Annotated in this window: 16 protein-coding genes; 5 read left to right on the top strand and 11 right to left on the bottom strand. The window is 74.3% G+C overall.

Features of this window, described 5'->3' with window-relative positions; translation table 11 throughout:
• Positions 1-693: thiamine-monophosphate kinase (locus CK505_RS15865; protein ID WP_255250980.1), on the bottom strand; the 693-nt coding region annotated here is incomplete at its 3' end.
• Between the two features lie 64 nt (positions 694-757).
• Between CK505_RS15865 and CK505_RS15860 the strand changes: the two genes are divergently transcribed.
• On the top strand, positions 758-1,249 hold the full coding sequence (locus tag CK505_RS15860) for a DUF3515 family protein (protein WP_095651683.1): 492 nt from the start codon (positions 758-760) through the stop codon (positions 1,247-1,249).
• A gap of 142 nt (positions 1,250-1,391) precedes the next feature.
• A complete protein-coding gene (locus CK505_RS15855) occupies positions 1,392-1,697 on the top strand; it encodes a DUF4193 domain-containing protein (protein WP_095651682.1) in 306 nt (101 codons plus the stop codon).
• Positions 1,698-1,728: 31 nt separating this feature from the next.
• Here CK505_RS15855 and CK505_RS15850 read toward each other — a convergent pair whose 3' ends face one another.
• Positions 1,729-3,009 carry an ABC transporter permease gene (locus CK505_RS15850; protein ID WP_095651681.1) on the bottom strand — a complete coding sequence of 427 codons (1,281 nt, stop codon included), beginning with the start codon at positions 3,007-3,009 and terminating at the stop codon, positions 1,729-1,731.
• The gene (locus CK505_RS15845) at positions 3,006-3,803 is read right to left on the bottom strand and encodes an ABC transporter ATP-binding protein (RefSeq protein ID WP_095651680.1); all 798 of its coding nucleotides are present in this window, start codon (positions 3,801-3,803) and stop codon (positions 3,006-3,008) included. The genes CK505_RS15850 and CK505_RS15845 overlap by 4 nt, the downstream gene beginning before the upstream one ends.
• 480 nt (positions 3,804-4,283) lie before the next feature.
• Here CK505_RS15845 and CK505_RS15840 point away from each other — a divergent pair, with 480 nt between their 5' ends.
• Positions 4,284-4,973 carry a hypothetical protein gene (locus CK505_RS15840; RefSeq protein ID WP_141246845.1) on the top strand — a complete coding sequence of 230 codons (690 nt, stop codon included), beginning with the start codon at positions 4,284-4,286 and terminating at the stop codon, positions 4,971-4,973.
• A 108-nt stretch (positions 4,974-5,081) separates the two neighbouring features.
• Positions 5,082-5,684 carry a class F sortase gene (locus tag CK505_RS15835; RefSeq protein WP_017833189.1) on the top strand — a complete coding sequence of 201 codons (603 nt, stop codon included), beginning with the start codon at positions 5,082-5,084 and terminating at the stop codon, positions 5,682-5,684.
• 34 nt (positions 5,685-5,718) lie between these two features.
• Here the strand turns inward: CK505_RS15835 and CK505_RS15830 are convergent, their stop codons facing one another.
• The 6 genes from CK505_RS15830 to leuC all read right to left on the bottom strand — a co-directional run bounded on the left by CK505_RS15830 (position 5,719) and on the right by leuC (position 12,338).
• Positions 5,719-6,837, bottom strand: coding sequence for a D-alanine--D-alanine ligase family protein (locus CK505_RS15830; protein ID WP_017833190.1), 1,119 nt, complete (start codon positions 6,835-6,837; stop codon positions 5,719-5,721).
• A complete protein-coding gene (locus CK505_RS15825) occupies positions 6,834-7,955 on the bottom strand; it encodes an NAD(P)H-dependent glycerol-3-phosphate dehydrogenase (protein ID WP_095651678.1) in 1,122 nt (373 codons plus the stop codon). Before CK505_RS15825 ends, CK505_RS15830 begins: the two co-directional genes overlap by 4 nt.
• Positions 7,952-8,701 (bottom strand): 1-acyl-sn-glycerol-3-phosphate acyltransferase, encoded by a 750-nt coding sequence (locus CK505_RS15820; RefSeq protein WP_095651677.1) that lies wholly within the window; start codon positions 8,699-8,701, stop codon positions 7,952-7,954. Before CK505_RS15820 ends, CK505_RS15825 begins: the two co-directional genes overlap by 4 nt.
• Before the next feature lie 13 nt (positions 8,702-8,714).
• Positions 8,715-10,031 carry a UDP-N-acetylglucosamine 1-carboxyvinyltransferase gene (gene murA / locus CK505_RS15815; RefSeq protein WP_095651676.1) on the bottom strand — a complete coding sequence of 439 codons (1,317 nt, stop codon included), beginning with the start codon at positions 10,029-10,031 and terminating at the stop codon, positions 8,715-8,717.
• A gap of 172 nt (positions 10,032-10,203) precedes the next feature.
• Complete coding sequence (gene leuD, locus CK505_RS15810; protein ID WP_017833194.1) at positions 10,204-10,803, bottom strand: 3-isopropylmalate dehydratase small subunit; 600 nt, start codon at positions 10,801-10,803, stop codon at positions 10,204-10,206.
• Positions 10,804-10,835: 32 nt separating this feature from the next.
• Entirely contained in the window at positions 10,836-12,338 is a 1,503-nt protein-coding gene (gene leuC, locus CK505_RS15805) for a 3-isopropylmalate dehydratase large subunit (protein WP_035928931.1), read from the bottom strand.
• 114 nt (positions 12,339-12,452) lie between these two features.
• Here leuC and CK505_RS15800 point away from each other — a divergent pair, with 114 nt between their 5' ends.
• A complete protein-coding gene (locus CK505_RS15800) occupies positions 12,453-13,265 on the top strand; it encodes an IclR family transcriptional regulator (protein ID WP_255219483.1) in 813 nt (270 codons plus the stop codon).
• Positions 13,266-13,333: 68 nt separating this feature from the next.
• Here CK505_RS15800 and CK505_RS15795 read toward each other — a convergent pair whose 3' ends face one another.
• Together CK505_RS15795 and CK505_RS15790 are read right to left on the bottom strand one after the other, a co-directional pair.
• Positions 13,334-15,022, bottom strand: a complete 1,689-nt coding sequence (locus tag CK505_RS15795; RefSeq protein WP_095651675.1) for a dynamin family protein — start codon at positions 15,020-15,022, stop codon at positions 13,334-13,336.
• On the bottom strand, positions 15,019-16,782 hold the full coding sequence (locus CK505_RS15790; RefSeq protein ID WP_017833198.1) for a dynamin family protein: 1,764 nt from the start codon (positions 16,780-16,782) through the stop codon (positions 15,019-15,021). The genes CK505_RS15795 and CK505_RS15790 overlap by 4 nt, the downstream gene beginning before the upstream one ends.
• Between the last annotated feature and the right edge of the window lie 49 nt (positions 16,783-16,831).

Genomic DNA, 16,831 nt, shown 5'->3' with positions numbered 1-16,831 from the left:
CGGCCGCAGCTGCGCCGCCGCGAGCCCGTCCAGGAGCGCGTCCCGGCCGGGCCGGTAGCGGCCGTCCTCGAGCAGCGCCACGCCCGCGGCCGCCCGCCCGGTGGTCCCGGCGAGCGCCACCGTGCCGCCCTCGCCCGCCCCGGAGCGGCGCACCGGGTCCCGGCCCTCGAGGTCGCCCGTCACCGTGGCGGTGACCGACAGCTCCCGGCCGGCGCCCAGGTCCCCGCCGACCACGGCGCAGCGGTCCGCGCCCATGGCCTCGAACCCGGCCAGGAGGCCGCGGGCGAAGTCCTCGGGCCAGGACACGGGCGTGCCCGGCGGCAGGGTGAGCGAGACGACGGCGGCCGACGGGACGGCGCCCATCGCGGCGACGTCGGCGAGGTTCTGCGCCGCGCACTTCACCCCGGTGTCGTAGCCCGTGGTGACCGCGCCGCCGGTCCAGGCGAGCCGGAAGTCCTGGTCCTGCACCTGGGTGTCCGTGGTGATCACGTACCGCCCGTCCGGGGCCGCGACCACGGCGCAGTCGTCGCCGGGGCCGAGCAGCACCAGGTCCGCTCCGGGGCGGGGGGCGGGGCGCAGGAGCAGCGGGAGCACCCGGGCCAGCAGCTCGGCCTCGGAGAGCTCCCCGACGGTGGGCCCCGGACCGGGCGGGGCGTCGGGCACGGGGGACGGCTCCGCTGGGGGTCGGGTCATGGCGCTCATCCTAACGACGGCCCCGGACGCGGGAACGGGCGCCCCCGAGGATTACGCTGGGGGCATGCCCTCGCCCTCCCTGTCCCGATCCGCCCGTGCCCTGCTGGGGGCGGGAGCCCTGGTGGCGGTCCTCGCGGGGTGCTCCCCCGCCGTCACCGTGGACCCAGCCGAGAACGCCGCCGACCCGGGGTGCGCCCCGGCGATGCTGGCCATGCCGGAGACCGTCGGCGAGCACGAGAGGCGCGAGACCACCAGCCAGGCCACCACGGCCTACGGCGAGCCCACGGCGGCGGTCGTGCGGTGCGGCGTGACCCCGCCCGGGCCCACCACGGACGCCTGCTCCTCCGTCAACGACGTCGACTGGCTGATCCGCCAGGACGAGGACGGGAGCACCTGGACCGCCACGACCTACGGCCGGGACCCGGCCGTCGAGGTGGTCTTCGACAGCACCGCCGTGGCCTCCTCCACCCTGCTGGTCGAGCTGGGCTCCGCGGTGGAGCAGATCCCCGCCGAGCGCCGGTGCCTGGACCTCCAGGACACCGTGGAGGGCCTCTGAGCCGGGGCCGGACGGAGGGGTCCGCCCCCTCCCCCGGGACGTCCCGGGGGCTCGGGAATAGGCCCGTGCCCTGCCCGGTTGTGGCGTGGACACGCGCGCGAGCGCACCGCGCCCCACCACCACGCCAGAAGGAGGCACATCCGTGGCCACCGATTACGACGAGCCCCGCGTCAAGCCCGAGGACGAGCCCGCCAACGAGTCCCTCGAGGTGATCCAGGCGCAGCGCAGCGCCACCGCGCAGAGCCCGGCGATCGACGTCGACGACTCGGACACGGCGGAGGGCATCGACCTGCCGGGGGCGGACCTGTCCCAGGAGGAGCTGCTCATCCAGGTGGTGCCCGAGCAGGACGACGAGTTCACCTGCATGTCCTGCTTCCTGGTCCGCCACCGCAGCCAGCTCGCCCGCGAGCAGGACGGCGACCGGTACTGCATCGAGTGCGAGGGCTGACGGCCGCGGCACCCGCCCCGGGCCCGCCCGGTCACTCGTGGCGCAGGGAGGCGATGGGGTCCTTCCGCGCGGCCCGGACGGCGGGGATCGTCCCGGCCAGGAACGCGATCCCCATGACCGAGAGCACGATCAGGGTCACCCGCCACGACTCGAACGCGAACAGCGACAGCCCCGGCAGTCCGGACAGGAACCCGTCGGCCAGCGCCCCGCTCAGGGCCGAGCCGCCGACGACGCCCGTGACGGCGCCGACGACCGCCCCGAGGAACCCGATGAAGACGGCCTCGAGGGAGAACAGGCCGAAGACCCTGCCCCCGCTCATGCCCATGGCCTTCATCAGGCCGATCTCCCGGGTCCGCTCCTGGACCGACATCAGCAGGGTGTTGACGATGCCGAGCCCGGCGGCCACGAGCGCGATGACGGCGCAGGCGTTGAGGATCCACACGATGGCGTTGATGACGGCGCGGAACATGCCGAGCTGGTCCTCCACGGTGAGCCCGAGCATGTCCTGCTCCTCCAGCCGCGCCTGGATCCCGGGGGCCAGGGCCATGTCCTCGACCGTGACCGTGGCCATCGCGAAGCTCTCCGGGACCTCCTCCGGGACGCCGCTGACCTGGTAGTCGTAGAGCCGCTCGTTGAACGTGTCCGACGGGATGGGGTTCAGGGAGGTCCCGACGAGACTGGCCTGCGTCACCCCGGAGATCGTGGCGGGGAACGCCCGGTCCTGCTCCGCCATGTTGGTCATGACCACGTCGACGCGGCCCCCGACGGCCTCCTGCGCGGAGGAGAAGCCCAGGTCGGCGACCCAGCTGTCGGGCACCGCGATCTCGTCCCGGCCCGCGGCGGGCGCTCCGCCGGCCACCATCTGCAGGCCCACGGCGTCGACGGGGATCCCCGGGGAGAGCTGGAACCGGCTGCCGTCGGCGGCCTCCAGGTAGGTGGGGGCCACGGAGTACATCGGCTTGACGGAGCGCACCCCGTCCAGGTCCTCGATGATCTCGATGTCCTCGGGGGTCAGCCCTTCGAAGGACACGCCGAACCCCGTGCGGATCCGGGTGGTGTCCGGGTCGTACTCCCGCGGGCCCGAGGTCGAGGACAGCTCGATGAGGGGCTGCGACTTCTGGACGTAGAGCGCGTCGGCGTCGCCGAACGCCGCCACGGTGTCGTCGATGTACCGGTTCACCCCGGTGCCCATGCCGGAGGTGAGGGTCAGGGCGAACGCACCGATGAAGACGGCGAGCACGGTCAGGGTGGCGCGGATCCTGGCGCGCGCGGTGTTGGCGACCGCCGAGGCCAGCAGGTCGGACCACCTCACCGGGCACCTCCGACCGCTCCGACGACGACCTCGTCGTCCGCGCCGGCGTCGTCCCCTCCTGCGTCGTCCCCTCCTGCGGCGTCCGCTCCGGCGGCGGGGGCCTGCCGGGGTGGAGGGGCGTCCACGACGAGACCGTCGTGCAGGTGCACCTGGCGTCCGCAGCGCCGGGCGAGGTCCTCGTCGTGGGTGACGACGACGAGGGTGATGCCGCGCTCCCGGTGGAGCTCGAGCAGGAGGTCCTGGACCACCGCGCCGGTGGCCGAGTCGAGGTTGCCCGTGGGCTCGTCGGCGAAGATCACGGAGGGGTCGTTGACCAGGGCCCGGGCGATCGCGACCCGCTGCTTCTGCCCGCCCGACAGGTCGGCGGCACGGCTGGAGGCCTTCTCCGCCACGTCCAGGCGCTCCAGCACATCCAGGGCGCGGCGCCGGCGCGCTCCGGGGCGGACCCCGGCGATGCGCAGCGGCAGCACCACGTTGTCCAGGACCGTCTGGTCCGGGGTCAGGTAGAACTGCTGGAACACGAACCCGAACGCGGCGTTGCGCGTCTCGTTGAGCTCACGGGCCGTCATCGCCGCCGCCGGCCTGCCGTCCAGGGACACCGTGCCGCGGGTGGGCGCGTCGAGCAGCGCGAGCAGGTGCATCAGGGTCGACTTGCCCGAGCCGGACTTCCCGACGACGGCGAGGGACTCCCCGTGCCGGATGCGCAGGTCCACGCCCCGCAGCGCGGCGAAACGGTTGTCCCCCCGGCCGTAGATCTTGACCAGGTTCTCGGCCTCGAGCACCGCGGACGTCATCGAATTCCCCCTGTCGGGGCGACCGTCCCCCCGGACGGCCGCCGCGGGACCACGTCCCTCCCCCATCATGTGCGCAAGCGAATGGTGGCGGCGACCCGTTCCGTGTCCCCACTAGTGCTGTCCCGTGACCCGCGCGGACCGGGACGGCCGGCGACGATGCCCCCGGCGGACCGGCCACGAGGAGGCCGGAGGCGCTCGCCGGGTCCGGTGCCGAGGGCCGGGACTCCTCCCGTCACGTAACAGTTCACCCTTGCTAATGCCGGGATGTGGACGATAGTTAACAGCACAGCTGTTCTTCGGCAGGGGGTTCCGGCTCCGCGGGACGGGCGCACGCCCCGTCCGCGCCGAACGACGAGCGGCACGACGTGACGGGGGTCCGTCCGCGCGGGGGCGCGGCAAGGACCTCGGTGGGGCCGTGCGGCGCGCTGGCGGTCCTGGGGTGGGCCCGGGCCGACTACGGAGTACAGGAGACGCATCGACATGACAACTACGAGAAGACTGGCTGTTGCCGGTGCCTCGGCGACCGTGCTGGTGGGGGGCCTGTTCCTGGGCGTCCCGGCGGCCGTCGCGGCACCTGGCGACGCCCCGCCGGTCGACGCCCCACCGGGCGCGGCCGCATCCACCGAGGTGGCCGGTGCCGTGGCGGAGCTGCCGGCCGCGGTGCCCGCGGACGTCCCGGTCGCCGAGGTCCTGGTCGCCGAGGCGGCTCCGCCCGCACCGGCGGAGGTCCCGGTCGCCGAGCCCGCACCGGTCGTCGCCGACGTGGCGGCGCCCGAGCTGCCGGCCGCGGCCCTCGCGGACGTCCCGGTCGCCGCGCCCGTGGACGTGCCGGCCGCCGAGGTGGTCCTGCCCGCACCGGCGGAGGCGCCGGCCCTGGCGCCGGCTCCGTTCGTGGCCGACGTGGCGCCGGAGGCACCGGCGCTGTCCGACGCGGCACCCGCCGCGCCGGCCGCAGCCGCGGTCCAGCAGGAGGTGGTCCCGGAGCTCGCGCCCCAGGAGGCCGCCGCCGGGGCCGCGAACCCGGGGCTCAACGTGGACACCCGCCTCACCGCGGCACCGATGGGGCAGGCGGCCGGCGCCGGCCTGCTCACGGCGCTGCTCGCGGCGGCAGTGGCCCTTCCCGGTGCGCTCGCGTACCGGGCCCGGAGGCTCGGGCGCAGCGGCGCCTGAGCCGCGTGCCGTGCCGGTGGTGCCCGCGGGGCGGCGCCGGCACGGCACCGACCCCGGCGGAACGCGCCGGGTCGGAGAACAGGTCAGGTCGGAGGAGGACAGCACAGCATGGCAACGAGCACCGTGGCGGGACCGCCGCGCCCCGTCCCGGCCGAGGAGAGGGATCCCCTGGTCCGGCGGGCGGCGGTGGTGACGCTGTGCGCCGCCGTGCTGTGGGTGGCGCTCATGAACCAGTGGTTCCTCGCCCAGCACCTCCTGGGGCACGTGCCGGCCGCGGCGTCGCCGGTGCGCCTGAGCATAGACTCGGTCGGCTTCGACGCCGACGTGCTCCCCTACGACCCGACCGACGAGGACCTCGAGGGCGGCTCGCTCGTGCCTCCGCAGACCTACAGCGGCTACCGGCTCACGCCGTACGGGATGCCCGGCGAGGGGTCGACGAACACCACGTACATCGCGGGGCACAGCTACGACAAGGTGGAGCTGCCCTTCAACAAGCTGAGCGACCCGACCCTGGTCGGGGAGGAGCTCGAGGTCGAGACCGTGGACGGGACCCTCGACTACGTGGTGGACTCGGTGACCACCTACGAGAAGGACACGCTGAAGGACAGCGAGATCTGGCGGATCGTCCCGAACCGCATCGTCCTGATCAGCTGCTACACCCAGGACGCGGTCGGCAAGAACGTCGTCGTCACCGCGTCGCCCGCTGCGTGAGCCGGGGGCTCCGCCCCCGGTGGCGTGCCGCGGCTCAGCGCAGCCCGACCGGCCGTTCCAGGGCGAGGCCCAGGAGCTCGTCGATCAGCTCGGCGTAGTCGAGCCCGGAGGCGGCCCACATCCGGGGGTACATCGAGATCGGTGTGAACCCGGGCATCGTGTTGATCTCGTTGATGACCACCCGCCCGTCGGGGGTGTAGAAGAAGTCGGCCCGGCACAGGCCCTCCCCGTCCAGCGCCTCGAACGCGGTCACGGCGCTGCGGCGGATCGTCCCGATCGCCTCCTGCGGCAGGTCCGCGGGGCAGCTGAGCCGCGCGGAGGCCTGGGAGACGTACTTCGCCTCGAAGTCGTAGAACGCGTGCTCGTCGACGATCTCGATCTCGCCGGGCATGGAGGTCCGGGCGGCGGCGGTCCCGCGGCCCTGGAGGACGGCGCACTCGATCTCCCGCCCCACGATCCCCGCCTCGACCACCAGCTTGCGGTCGTGCTCGCGGGCGGTCTCGATCGCGGCGTCCAGATCCTCGGCGCGCTCCACCTTCGTGATGCCGAAGGAGGACCCCGCCCGGGCGGGCTTGACGAACACGGGGAAGCCCAGCGCGGCGATGCGCTCGCGCACGTCCTGGGGGTCCACGGCCCACTGCCGGTCGGTCACCACGGTGTAGGGGCCCACCGCCAGGCCCGCCGCCTCGAAGGCGAGCTTCATGAAGTGCTTGTCCATCCCCACCGCGGAGGCCGTGACGCCGCAGCCCACGTAGCGCAGGTCGGCGAGCTCGAGCAGACCCTGCAGGGTGCCGTCCTCGCCGAAGGGCCCGTGCAGCAGGGGCAGCACCACGTCGATGTGCCGGTCCCGGCTGACGGTCTGCCCGCAGGGACCGTCCTGGCGCACGATGAGCTCGCTCTCCCCGACCTTCAGCGGCAGGCTCACGAGCTCGTCGCCCACGGGCAGCTCCGCGATCGGGTTCGCGTCCAGCAGCGCCTCCAGCTCCTCCTGCGGGCAGAGGAACCACTCGCCGGAGGTGGCGATGCCGACGGTCACCACGTCCCACTTGTCCCGGTCGATGGCGCGCAGGACCCCGAGGGCGGTGATGAGGGAGATGGAGTGCTCGCTGGAGCGTCCGCCGAACAGCACGGCGACGCAGGGGCGGGGGGTCATGGGGCGGTCCCTTCGGATTTGATCTCGCGGCCCAGCAGGAGCGGGGCCACGTCGTCGATGGTGATCTCCTCGCGGAGGATGGCCACGACGGCCTCGGTGATGGGCATGTCCACGCCGTGGCGGCGGGCCAGGGCGAGCACGGCGGGGGCGGACTTGATGCCCTCGGCGGTCTGGGTCATCTCCTCCTGGACCTCCGCCGGGGTGAGGCCCAGGCCGAGGAGCCGGCCCGCGGTGCGGTTGCGGGACAGCGGGGAGGAGCAGGTGGCCACGAGGTCGCCCAGTCCGGCGAGGCCGGAGAGGGTCTCCAGCCTCCCGCCGAGGGCGAGCGCGAGCCGGGTCGTCTCGGCGAGCCCGCGGGTGATGATGGAGGCCTTCGAGTTCTCCCCGAAGTGGCGGCCGTCGGCGATGCCCACCCCGAGGGCGATGACGTTCTTGACGACGCCGCCGATCTCGGTGCCCACCACGTCCGTGTTCGTGTAGGGGCGGAAGTAGCGGGTCCGGCAGGCGTGGGCCACCCAGGTGGCCAGGTCCGTGGCGGGGGCCGCCACGACGGAGGCCGTGGGCTGCTCCTCGGCGATCTCCATGGCCAGGTTGGGCCCGGACAGCACGCACGTGCGCGCCCGCCAGTGCCGGGGGCCCAGCCCGGTGGCCCGTCCCAGCTCCTCGGCGACGACCTCGCTCATCCGCAGGCCCGTGTCCCGCTCGAGACCCTTGGCGAGGGACAGCACCACGGCGTCGCGCTCGAGGTGCCCGGCCACGGCGGTCAGCTGGGCGCGCAGGGACTGGGCGGGCACGGCGAGGACCACGAGGTCCGCGCCGCGCACGGCGGCGGCGAGGTCGGCGGTGATCTCCAGGCGCTCGGGCAGCCGGATGCCGGGCACGTAGCGGTCGTTGACGCGGGTGCGCGCGGTGTGGTCCATCGCGGGGGCGCTGCGTCCCCACAGGGCCACGGTCCGCCCGATCGGCTCGGCCCGGGCGTGGGCGGACTCGCGGGCGCTGTCGGCGAGGATCTTGGCGAAGGTCGTGCCCCAGGACCCGGCGCCCAGCACGGCGATCCTCCGCGGCCCGGCGGCGGGCAGGCCGCCGGCAGGGGCCGCGGCGGTCTCGGGGGGCGTCACGGGCGGCCTCCCCGGCGCCGGTCCCAGAGGGCCGCCGGCGCGTCCGTGCCGCGCAGCACCGCGAGCTCCCGGGTCACGGCGCGCATGACGGCGTCGGTGGCGTCCTCGAGCCGCGCCGCGTGGCGGCCCACCGGATGGGTCAGGTCGGGGACGTCGTCCCGCCACGGGGTGAGGTCCACGGGCGGGCCGATCCGCACGCGCACGTCCTTCCGGGGGAACAGGCTGACCGTGCGCCGGCCGGTGGAGCGGTCGTGGTCGAGGACCTCCTGGTCCCCCCAGTGCGCCACCGGGACCACCGGGGCCCCGGTCGCGAGGGCCAGGCGCGCGGCGCCCGTGTGCCCGGTCATCGGCCACCGGTCGGGGTCCCGGGTGAGGGTGCCCTCGGGGTAGATCACCACGGCGCCGCCGGAGGCGAGCTCGGCGCGGGCGGCCGTGAGCGCCGCCGCGGCGTCGGCCGTGCCGCGCAGCACGGGGACCTGGCCGGTGGCCCGGAGCACCGTCCCCACCCCGGGGGCGCGGAACAGGGACTCCTTCGCCAGGAACCGCGGCATGATCCCGTTGTCGTAGAGCGTGATCGCGACCGTCAGGGGGTCGAGCTCGGTGAGGTGGTTGGGCACCACGATGAACCCGCCCTCGGCGGGCAGGTGCTCCTCCCCCGTCCAGCGCAGCCGGGCCGCCAGCCGGTAGGCCGGCTTGACGACGCCCGCGAGCACGCGGAACAGGCGGCGGTTCGAGGTGCGGCTCATCGGCGGTCCCGGCTCACTCGCCGTCGAGCTCGAAGGACGCCCCGAGCCCCGTCAGCTTGTCGGTGAAGTGCTCGTAGCCGCGCTCGATGAGCTCCACGCCGGTGACGTGGGACGTGCCCTCGGCGGCCATCGCCGCGATGAGGTGGGAGAAGCCGCCGCGGAGGTCGGGGATGTTGATCTCGGAGGCCTGCAGCGGGGTGGGCCCGGAGATCACGGCCGAGTGCACGAAGTTGCGCTGGCCGAAGCGGCAGGGCACGGAGCCCAGGCACTCGCGGTGCAGCTGGATCGTGGCCCCCATCCGGTTGAGGGCGGCGGTGAAGCCGAAGCGGTTCTCGTAGACGGTCTCGTGCACGATGGACACGCCCGTGGCCTGGGTCAGGGCGACCACGAGCGGCTGCTGCCAGTCGGTCATGAAGCCGGGGTGGACGTCGGTCTCCACGATGAGCGGGTTGAGGTCCCCGCCGGGGTGGTAGAAGCGGATGCCCTCCTCCCGGATGTCGAGGCCCCCGCCGATCTTGCGGAACGTGTTGAGGAAGGTCATCATGTCGGACTGCCGGGCCCCGGCCACGAAGATGTCGCCGCCGGTGGCGAGCGCGGCGGAGCCCCAGGAGGCGGCCTCGATGCGGTCGGGCATGGCCCGGTGCCGGTAGCCGGTGAGCTCGGGGACGCCCTCGATGCGGATCACCCGGTCGGTCTGGACGGTGATGATGGCGCCCATCTTCTGCAGGATCGCGATGAGGTCCATGATCTCGGGCTCGGTGGCGGCGCCGCGCAGCTCGGTGTGGCCGTCGGCCCGGGTGGCGGTGAGCAGCACCTGCTCGGTCGCGCCGACCGAGGGGTAGGGCAGCTCCACCTTGGCGCCGTGCAGGCCGTGCGGGGCGCTCATCCGGATCCCGGACTCCAGCTTCTCGACACGGGCGCCGAAGTGGCGCAGCACGTCGAGGTGGTAGTTGATGGGCCGGTCGCCGATCTTGCACCCGCCGAGGTCGGGGATGAACGCCTCGCCGATGGCGTGCAGCAGGGGCCCGCACAGCAGGATCGGGATCCGCGAGTCCCCGGCGTGGGCGTCGATGTCCGCGTGCCGCGCCGTGGTGACGTTGCAGGGGTCCAGGGACAGCCGGCCGTCCTCGCGCCCCACGTCGACCCCGTGCAGCGCCAGCAGGTTGGTGACGACCTGGACGTCCTTGATCTGGGGCACGTTCTCCAGGACGGACGGTGTGGAGCCCAGGAGGGCGGCCACCATGGCCTTGGGGACGAGGTTCTTGGCACCTCGCACGGTGACCTGCCCGGACAGGGGGATTCCGCCCGTGATGTGCAGTGCGCTGCTCATGACCTTCCGATCTGCTGTTGCCGGGCCACCCCCGAGCGGGAGCGGCACCCGTACAGTGTAGGTTCCCCGGCGCGGGCCCCTGCACAGGGGCGGGCGTCGTGCGTGTCCGGGACAGCACGACGGCCCGGCGGGCCGTGGGAGGCTCCGCCGGGCCGTGCCGGGCGTGACGGGGTCAGGTGCGGGCGGGCAGCGTGGTCGGCTTGAAGGCGGGACGGCCCGCCTCGAACGCGGCGATGTCCTCCTCGCGCTGGAGGGTGAGCCCGATGTCGTCGAGGCCCTCCATGAGGCGCCAGCGCGTGTAGTCGTCGATCGTGAACGGCACCGTCACCGTGTCGCACGTCACCGTGCGGGACTCGAGGTCGACCTCGATCTCGGTGCCGGGGTGCTCCTCGATCAGCTTCCACAGCAGCTCGACGTCCGCCTGGTCGACCTGCGCGGCCAGCAGCCCCTGCTTGCCCGAGTTGCCGCGGAAGATGTCCGCGAACCGGGAGGAGATGACGGCCTGGAAGCCGTAGTCGCGCAGCGCCCACACCGCGTGCTCCCGGGAGGAGCCGGTGCCGAAGTCGGGCCCGGCCACCAGCACGGAGCCGTGCCGGTACGGCTCCCGGTTGAGCACGAAGTCCTCGTTCTTGCGCCAGGCGGCGAACAGGGCGTCCTCGAAGCCGGTCTTGGTGATCCGCTTGAGGTAGACGGCCGGGATGATCTGGTCGGTGTCCACGTTGGACTGGCGCAGCGGGACGCCGACACCCCGGTGGGTGGTGAACTTCTCCATGGCAGGGCCTTTCTGGGCTTCGGGTCGAGGGCTCAGGCGCCGGCGGACGCGAGATCCGTGGGGGCGCCGGCGGGCTCGAGGTCGGACGGGGAGGACAGCGTGCCGCGCACCGCGGTGGCGGCGGCCACCACGGGCGAGACGAGGTGGGTGCGCCCGCCCTTGCCCTGCCGGCCCTCGAAGTTGCGGTTCGACGTCGAGGCGCACCGCTCGCCGGGGGCGAGCTGGTCCGGGTTCATGCCCAGGCACATCGAGCAGCCCGCGAAGCGCCAGTCCGCGCCGAAGTCCTTGAACACCCGGTCCAGGCCCTCGGCCTCGGCCTGCAGCCGCACCTTGGCCGAGCCCGGCACCACCATCATCCGGACGTTCTGCGCCTTGGCGCGGCCCTTGACGATCTCCGCCGCCGCCCGCAGGTCCTCGATCCGGGAGTTGGTGCAGGAGCCCAGGAAGACGGTGTCCACCGGGATCTCCTTCATCGGGGTGCCGGCGGCCAGGCCCATGTACTCGAGGGCCCGGCGGGCGTTGGCCTTGTCGTTCTCGTCCCCGATGTCCTCGGGGTCGGGGACGGCCTGGGACAGGGGGACGCCCTGGCCGGGGTTGGTGCCCCAGGTGACGAACGGCTCGAGCTCGTCCGCGTCGAGGAAGACCTCGGCGTCGAAGACGGCGTCCTCGTCGGTGCGCAGGGTCCGCCAGTACTCGACGGCCGCGTCCCAGTCGGCGCCCTGCGGCGCGTGCGGGCGGCCCTGGACGTAGTCGAACGTGGTGTCGTCGGGGGCGATCATGCCCGCGCGGGCGCCGGCCTCGATCGACATGTTGCAGATGGTCATCCGAGCCTCCATGGACAGGGCGCGGATGGCCGAGCCCCGGTACTCCAGGACGTAGCCCTGTCCGCCGCCGGTGCCGATCTTGGCGATCACGGCCAGGATGATGTCCTTGGCGGACACCCCCGGGCGCAGCGTGCCCTCGACGTTGATGGCCATGGTCCGGAACGGGGCGAGCGGCAGCGTCTGGGTGGCCATCACGTGCTCGACCTCGGAGGTGCCGATGCCGAAGGCCAGGGCCCCGAACGCGCCGTGGGTGGAGGTGTGGGAGTCGCCGCAGACCACGGTCATCCCGGGCTGGGTGAGGCCCAGCTGGGGGCCCACCACGTGCACGATGCCCTGCTCGGCGTCCCCGAGCGGGTGCAGGCGCACGCCGAACTCGGCGCAGTTGGCCCGCAGGGTCTCGATCTGCTTGCGGGACGTGTCGTCGGCGATGCGGGAGAAGATGTCCTGCGTGGGCGTGTTGTGGTCCTCGGTGGCGATCGTGAGCTCGGGCCGGCGCAACGGGCGGCCCGCCAGGCGCAGCCCCTCGAAGGCCTGCGGCGAGGTGACCTCGTGGAGCAGGTGGAGGTCGATGTAGAGCAGGTCCGGCCGGCCGTCCTCGCCCTGGCGCACGAGGTGGTCCGCCCAGACCTTCTCGGCGAGGGTGCGCCCGCCCCGGGGCCCGGAGGGTGCGGCGGAGGTCGTGGAGGGGGTCGAGGACTGGTAGTCCGGCATGGCGGATCCTTCCGTGCTGCCTGTGCAACGTGTTTCCTCCATGGTCGGCGCCCGGCTCGCGACGGGCCAGCTTTCGGGCTTGCTTCTCACATTCTGAGACGTCAGTATCAGTGCATGGACACATCTGGACACATGGATCCGTCCGGCGCCCCGCTCGGCACGCCGCTGGGCGGGCAGGGCACCGGGGAGTCGCTCGCGCTGACCGCGACCACCGCGCCCAGCGGGGTGGGGGTGGTCGACAAGGCCGCGATGATCCTCGACGCCCTCGAGGCGGGGCCGGCGACGCTGGCCCAGCTGGTGAGCGCCACGGGCCTCGCCCGGCCCACCGTGCACCGGCTGGCCGTGGCACTGGCCCACCACCGGTTCGTGGGACGGGACATCCAGGGCCGGTTCGTGCTCGGCTCCCGGCTCGTGGAGCTGGCGTCCGCGGCCGGCGAGGACCGCCTGATCGCGGCCGCCGGCCCCGTCCTGATGAACCTGCGGGACGCCACCGGGGAGTCCGCGCAGATCTTCCGTCGGCAGGGCGACTGGCGCGTGTGCGTGGCCTCCGCCGAGCGGCCGATCGGGCTGCGGGACACGATCCCGGTGGGCACGCAGCTGTCGATGAAGGCGGGCTCCGCCGCGCAGGTGCTCGTCGCGTGGGAGGACCACGACCGCCTGCTCGAGGGCCTGCGCCACGCGCGGTTCTCCGCGACCGTGCTGGCCGGGGTGCGCCGCCGGGGCTGGGCGCAGTCGCTGGGCGAGCGCGAACCGGGCATCGCCTCCGTCTCGGCCCCGGTGCGCGGACCCTCGGGCCGGGTGATCGCCGCGGTGTCGATCTCCGGACCGATCGAACGGCTCACCCGCCAGCCGGGCCGGCTGCACGCCGAGGTCGTGGTGCAGGCCGCGCGCCAGCTCACGGAGGCGGTCCGGGCCACCACCCAGTAGCCGGGCGCCGGCGGCCCCCGCCCCTCCGTCCCCGCCGTGCGGCGGGGGACGCTCCGCGGCCGCCGCGCTCAGCCGCGCAGGACGGCCAGCGCCCTCCGGAAGGCGGCGAAGGCCTCGAGCTCCGCCCGCACGGGGTCGACGACGGTGCGCCGGGCGGCCTCGGCCACCGACTCGCGCAGCCGGCGCCGCACCGAGCGCTCCCGCATCCGGGCGCCGAAGCCGGCGAGGATCCGGCCAGTCAGGGCCGTGAAGATCCCGAGCACCACCCCGGCGAGGACGAGCAGCGTGGGCACGGGCAGCGGGAAGCCCTCGACGTACGGGGGCGGCGGGACGGGGATCTGGAACCACTCGAGCAGGAACAGGCCCAGGAGCCACAGCAGACCCGCGACCACCGCGAGCATCGCGAGCCACTGGACAACGTCGAGGACGAGCCACCACCAGGAGTTCCGCCCGGCCCGGAAGTCGGTGCGGGCGACGGCCTGGTCGATCGCGTCCGGCAGCCTCTCCTCGTGGGTGCGCGCGGCCTGCCGGACCGACCGGGTCCACGGTTCGGCGGCCCCGTCCGCGGCGTCGTGGGCGAAGGTGCGCACCGCGGAGTCGGCCGCAGCCCGCTGGGCGGCACCCATGGGCGGCAGGGACGTGCGGTTGACCTCGGGGTTCACGGTCCCGCCCCGGTCGAGGTTCAGCCGCCGCATCGGGTCCTTGCGGAACCTCAGCAGCCACCGGGTGGGGATCCACCCCGTGTGCTCCGCCGCGTGCAGGGCGTAGGACCTCCCGGCGGCCCGGGCGATCCCGGGCACGTTGGCGGCCTGCGCCAGCCCGTCGGTGAGCCGCTCCTGCGCCGGCTCGGTGATCCCGGCAGGCTCCCCGTCCCCGGAGGCCTCGGCGAGCAGCGCGGCGGCGTCGTCCACGTCGGCGTCGAGCCGGGCGCCGGCCGCCGCCCTGGTGTCGGCCACCTGGCGGATCCGCGCGCGGAGGGCCTCGACGCCCTCCCCCGTCACCGCGGAGACAGCCACCGGCTTCGACAGCCCCGTGGTGGGCAGCCCGTCCTGGGCCACGAGCTCCTCGAGGGAGGCCATCACGGCGGGGACCTCGGCGGCCGACAGCCGGTCCACCTGGTTCATCACCACCATGGTCACGGCCCCGTGCCGGGCCAGCGGCGCGATGAACTCCTGGTGGATGACCGCGTCGGCGTACTTCTGCGGGTCCACGACCCACACCACGACGTCGACCATGCCGACGAGACGCTGCACGATGGTGCGGTGGTGCAGGCTCACGGAGTCGAAGTCCGGCAGGTCGAGCAGGATCAGACCGCCGGGCGCCTCCGCGGCGGGCGCGCCCGTGATCCGCTCCTTGACGCGCGTCCACCGGCCGGCGTCCGCGTGCCCGGTGGGCAGGGGCGTGTCGACGTGGTGGCGCTGGGTGACACCGAGCCAGTCCAGCAGGGCCTCGCTGCCCGGCTCCCCCCAGACGGCGGCCAGCGGCTCGGAGGTGGTGGGGCGGCGGGCGGCGGCCCGGGCGATGTCCCGTCCCACGACCGCGTTGAACAGGGTGGACTTCCCGGACCCGGTCGCCCCGAAGAAGCCCACCACGGTGTGGTCGGCGGACAGGGAGCGCCGCTCGGCGGCGCGGTCCAGGACGGTGCGGGACGCCGCCACGGCCTCGTCGTCGAGCCGGCCGGAGGCCAGCTCCGTGGCGCGCGCGAGCGCGGTGAGCCGTTCGGAGAGGGTCGGCGCCGCCTGCCGGGCGGGGCTCATGCGCTCTCCCCCAGCGTCCGCCCGGCGGCGCGGATGCGCTCGGCCACGGCCACGAGCTCGTCGGCCTCCGGGTGCCCGTCCAGGACGTCGAGGCGCCGCAGGAACACGGACGCCTGCTGGTCCATGACCGTGTGGATCCGGGACTCGAGGTTCTTGCGGGCGTCCTCGGCCATCCGCCGCACGGCGTCCTCCCCGAAGACCGCCTCGAGCAGCTTGGTGCCCACCACGCCGGAGCCGCCGGCGATGCCGACCTCCAGCCCGGTGAGCCCGCCCGTCATGGAGAACACGCCGATCATGAGGATCACGGTGAGCGCGTTCACACCCAGCGACATGGCCCGCGCCCTGGTCCGCTTGTCCGCGCCCTCGCGCTGGATCAGCTCCATGAGGTCGCCCTGCCAGGCGCGCACCTGCTCTGCCGTGCGCTCGCGGAAGTCCGGGGGCAGCGAGCCGAGGTCGGACCCGCCGAGCAGGACCCGGCCCGCAGGCTCGTCCAGCCAGCGGCGCTCCGCGGTCTCGGAGGCGCGCGCGGCCTCCTCAACGATCACGGTCTGCAGACCGGTCTCGATGGCCTCCTCGACCTGGACCTCGGGTGCCGGCCGCCCGCTGAAGAAGGCGGTGAGCCGGTCCCGCATCCGGCCGATCCCGGCCTCGAGGTTGCGGAAGAACTCGCCGGTGCCCACGAAGTCCTGCCAGCGGGCGAGGACCTCGCCGCGCAGCAGGGTCCCGTCCCGGGTCGACTCGATGACGGCGGCGAGCGCCTCGTCGAAGGCGCGGTCCACGTCGTGGCGCAGCTGCGCCTCGACGCGGTGCTGGGAGAGCACCGCCGTCCCGGCCGCGCCGGTGCGCTCCGCGATGGAGCGGACCGCGCCGCCGAGGGTCCGGCGGGCGATCTCCGAGCGGGAGGCGGCGTTGCGCCCCAGTTCGGCCAGGAAGTCCACCACGGGGGCGACGACGTGGGGCGGGAGCATGCCCATCTCGTTGAGCGGTGACTCCGGGACGGTGAACACCGGGGCGTCCCCGAGGCCCTGCTCGGCGAGCATCCGCCGGAGGTCGTCCTCGATCTCGGCCTCGAGCCCCTGCGGGACCCGGTCGAGGACCACGGCCACCGTGATGTCCCGCTGGGCGGCCTCGACGAGCAGCCGCCACGGCACGGCGTCGGCGTAGCGGTTCGCGGTGGTCACGAACAGCCACAGGTCGGCGGCGGCCAGCAGCTGCCCCGCGAGCCGGCGGTTCTCGTCGGAGATCGAGTCGACGTCCGGGGCGTCGAGCAGGGCGACGCCCTCGGGGATCCGCGGCTCGGCGAGCAGCACGAGGGCCTGGCCGTCCGCGGTGCCGGGCAGCGCGGACGGGGAGGCGGTGTCCGCTGCGGTCGAGCCGGCGGGGATGACCTTCCGCGCGTGGATCCGGCTCAGGTGCGGGAGCACCCGCTGGGTCGAGAACGCCTCGGCGTCGCGCGGGTGGTGGATCAGGATGGGCTGCCGGGTGGTCGGGCGGATGGCCCCGGACCGGGTCACGGGGTGCCCCACGACCGCGTTGACCAGGGTCGACTTGCCGGCGCCCGTGGAGCCGCCGACCACCGCGAGCAGCGGCGCGTCGAGGGAGCGCACCCGGGGCAGCACGTAGTCGTCGAGCTGGGCGACGGCACGGTCGATGTCCTCGCGCTCGCGCAGCACGTCGGTCGTGGACAGCGGGAGGGTCGACGCCGCGAGCAGCGCCCGCGCGTCCTCGAGGGCGCTCAGGATCTCTGTCTGGTCGGTCACAGGGACATTGTGCCAGTCAGCCTGCTGTGCACCTACGCGGCGCGGGTCG

Origin of the sequence: Kocuria sp. WN036, assembly GCF_002287015.1 — a bacterium.
In the GTDB taxonomy this organism is placed as follows: domain Bacteria; phylum Actinomycetota; class Actinomycetes; order Actinomycetales; family Micrococcaceae; genus Kocuria; species Kocuria rosea.
Note: the sequence above shows the minus strand (reverse complement) of the source record. Positions and strands in the feature narration are given on the sequence as shown.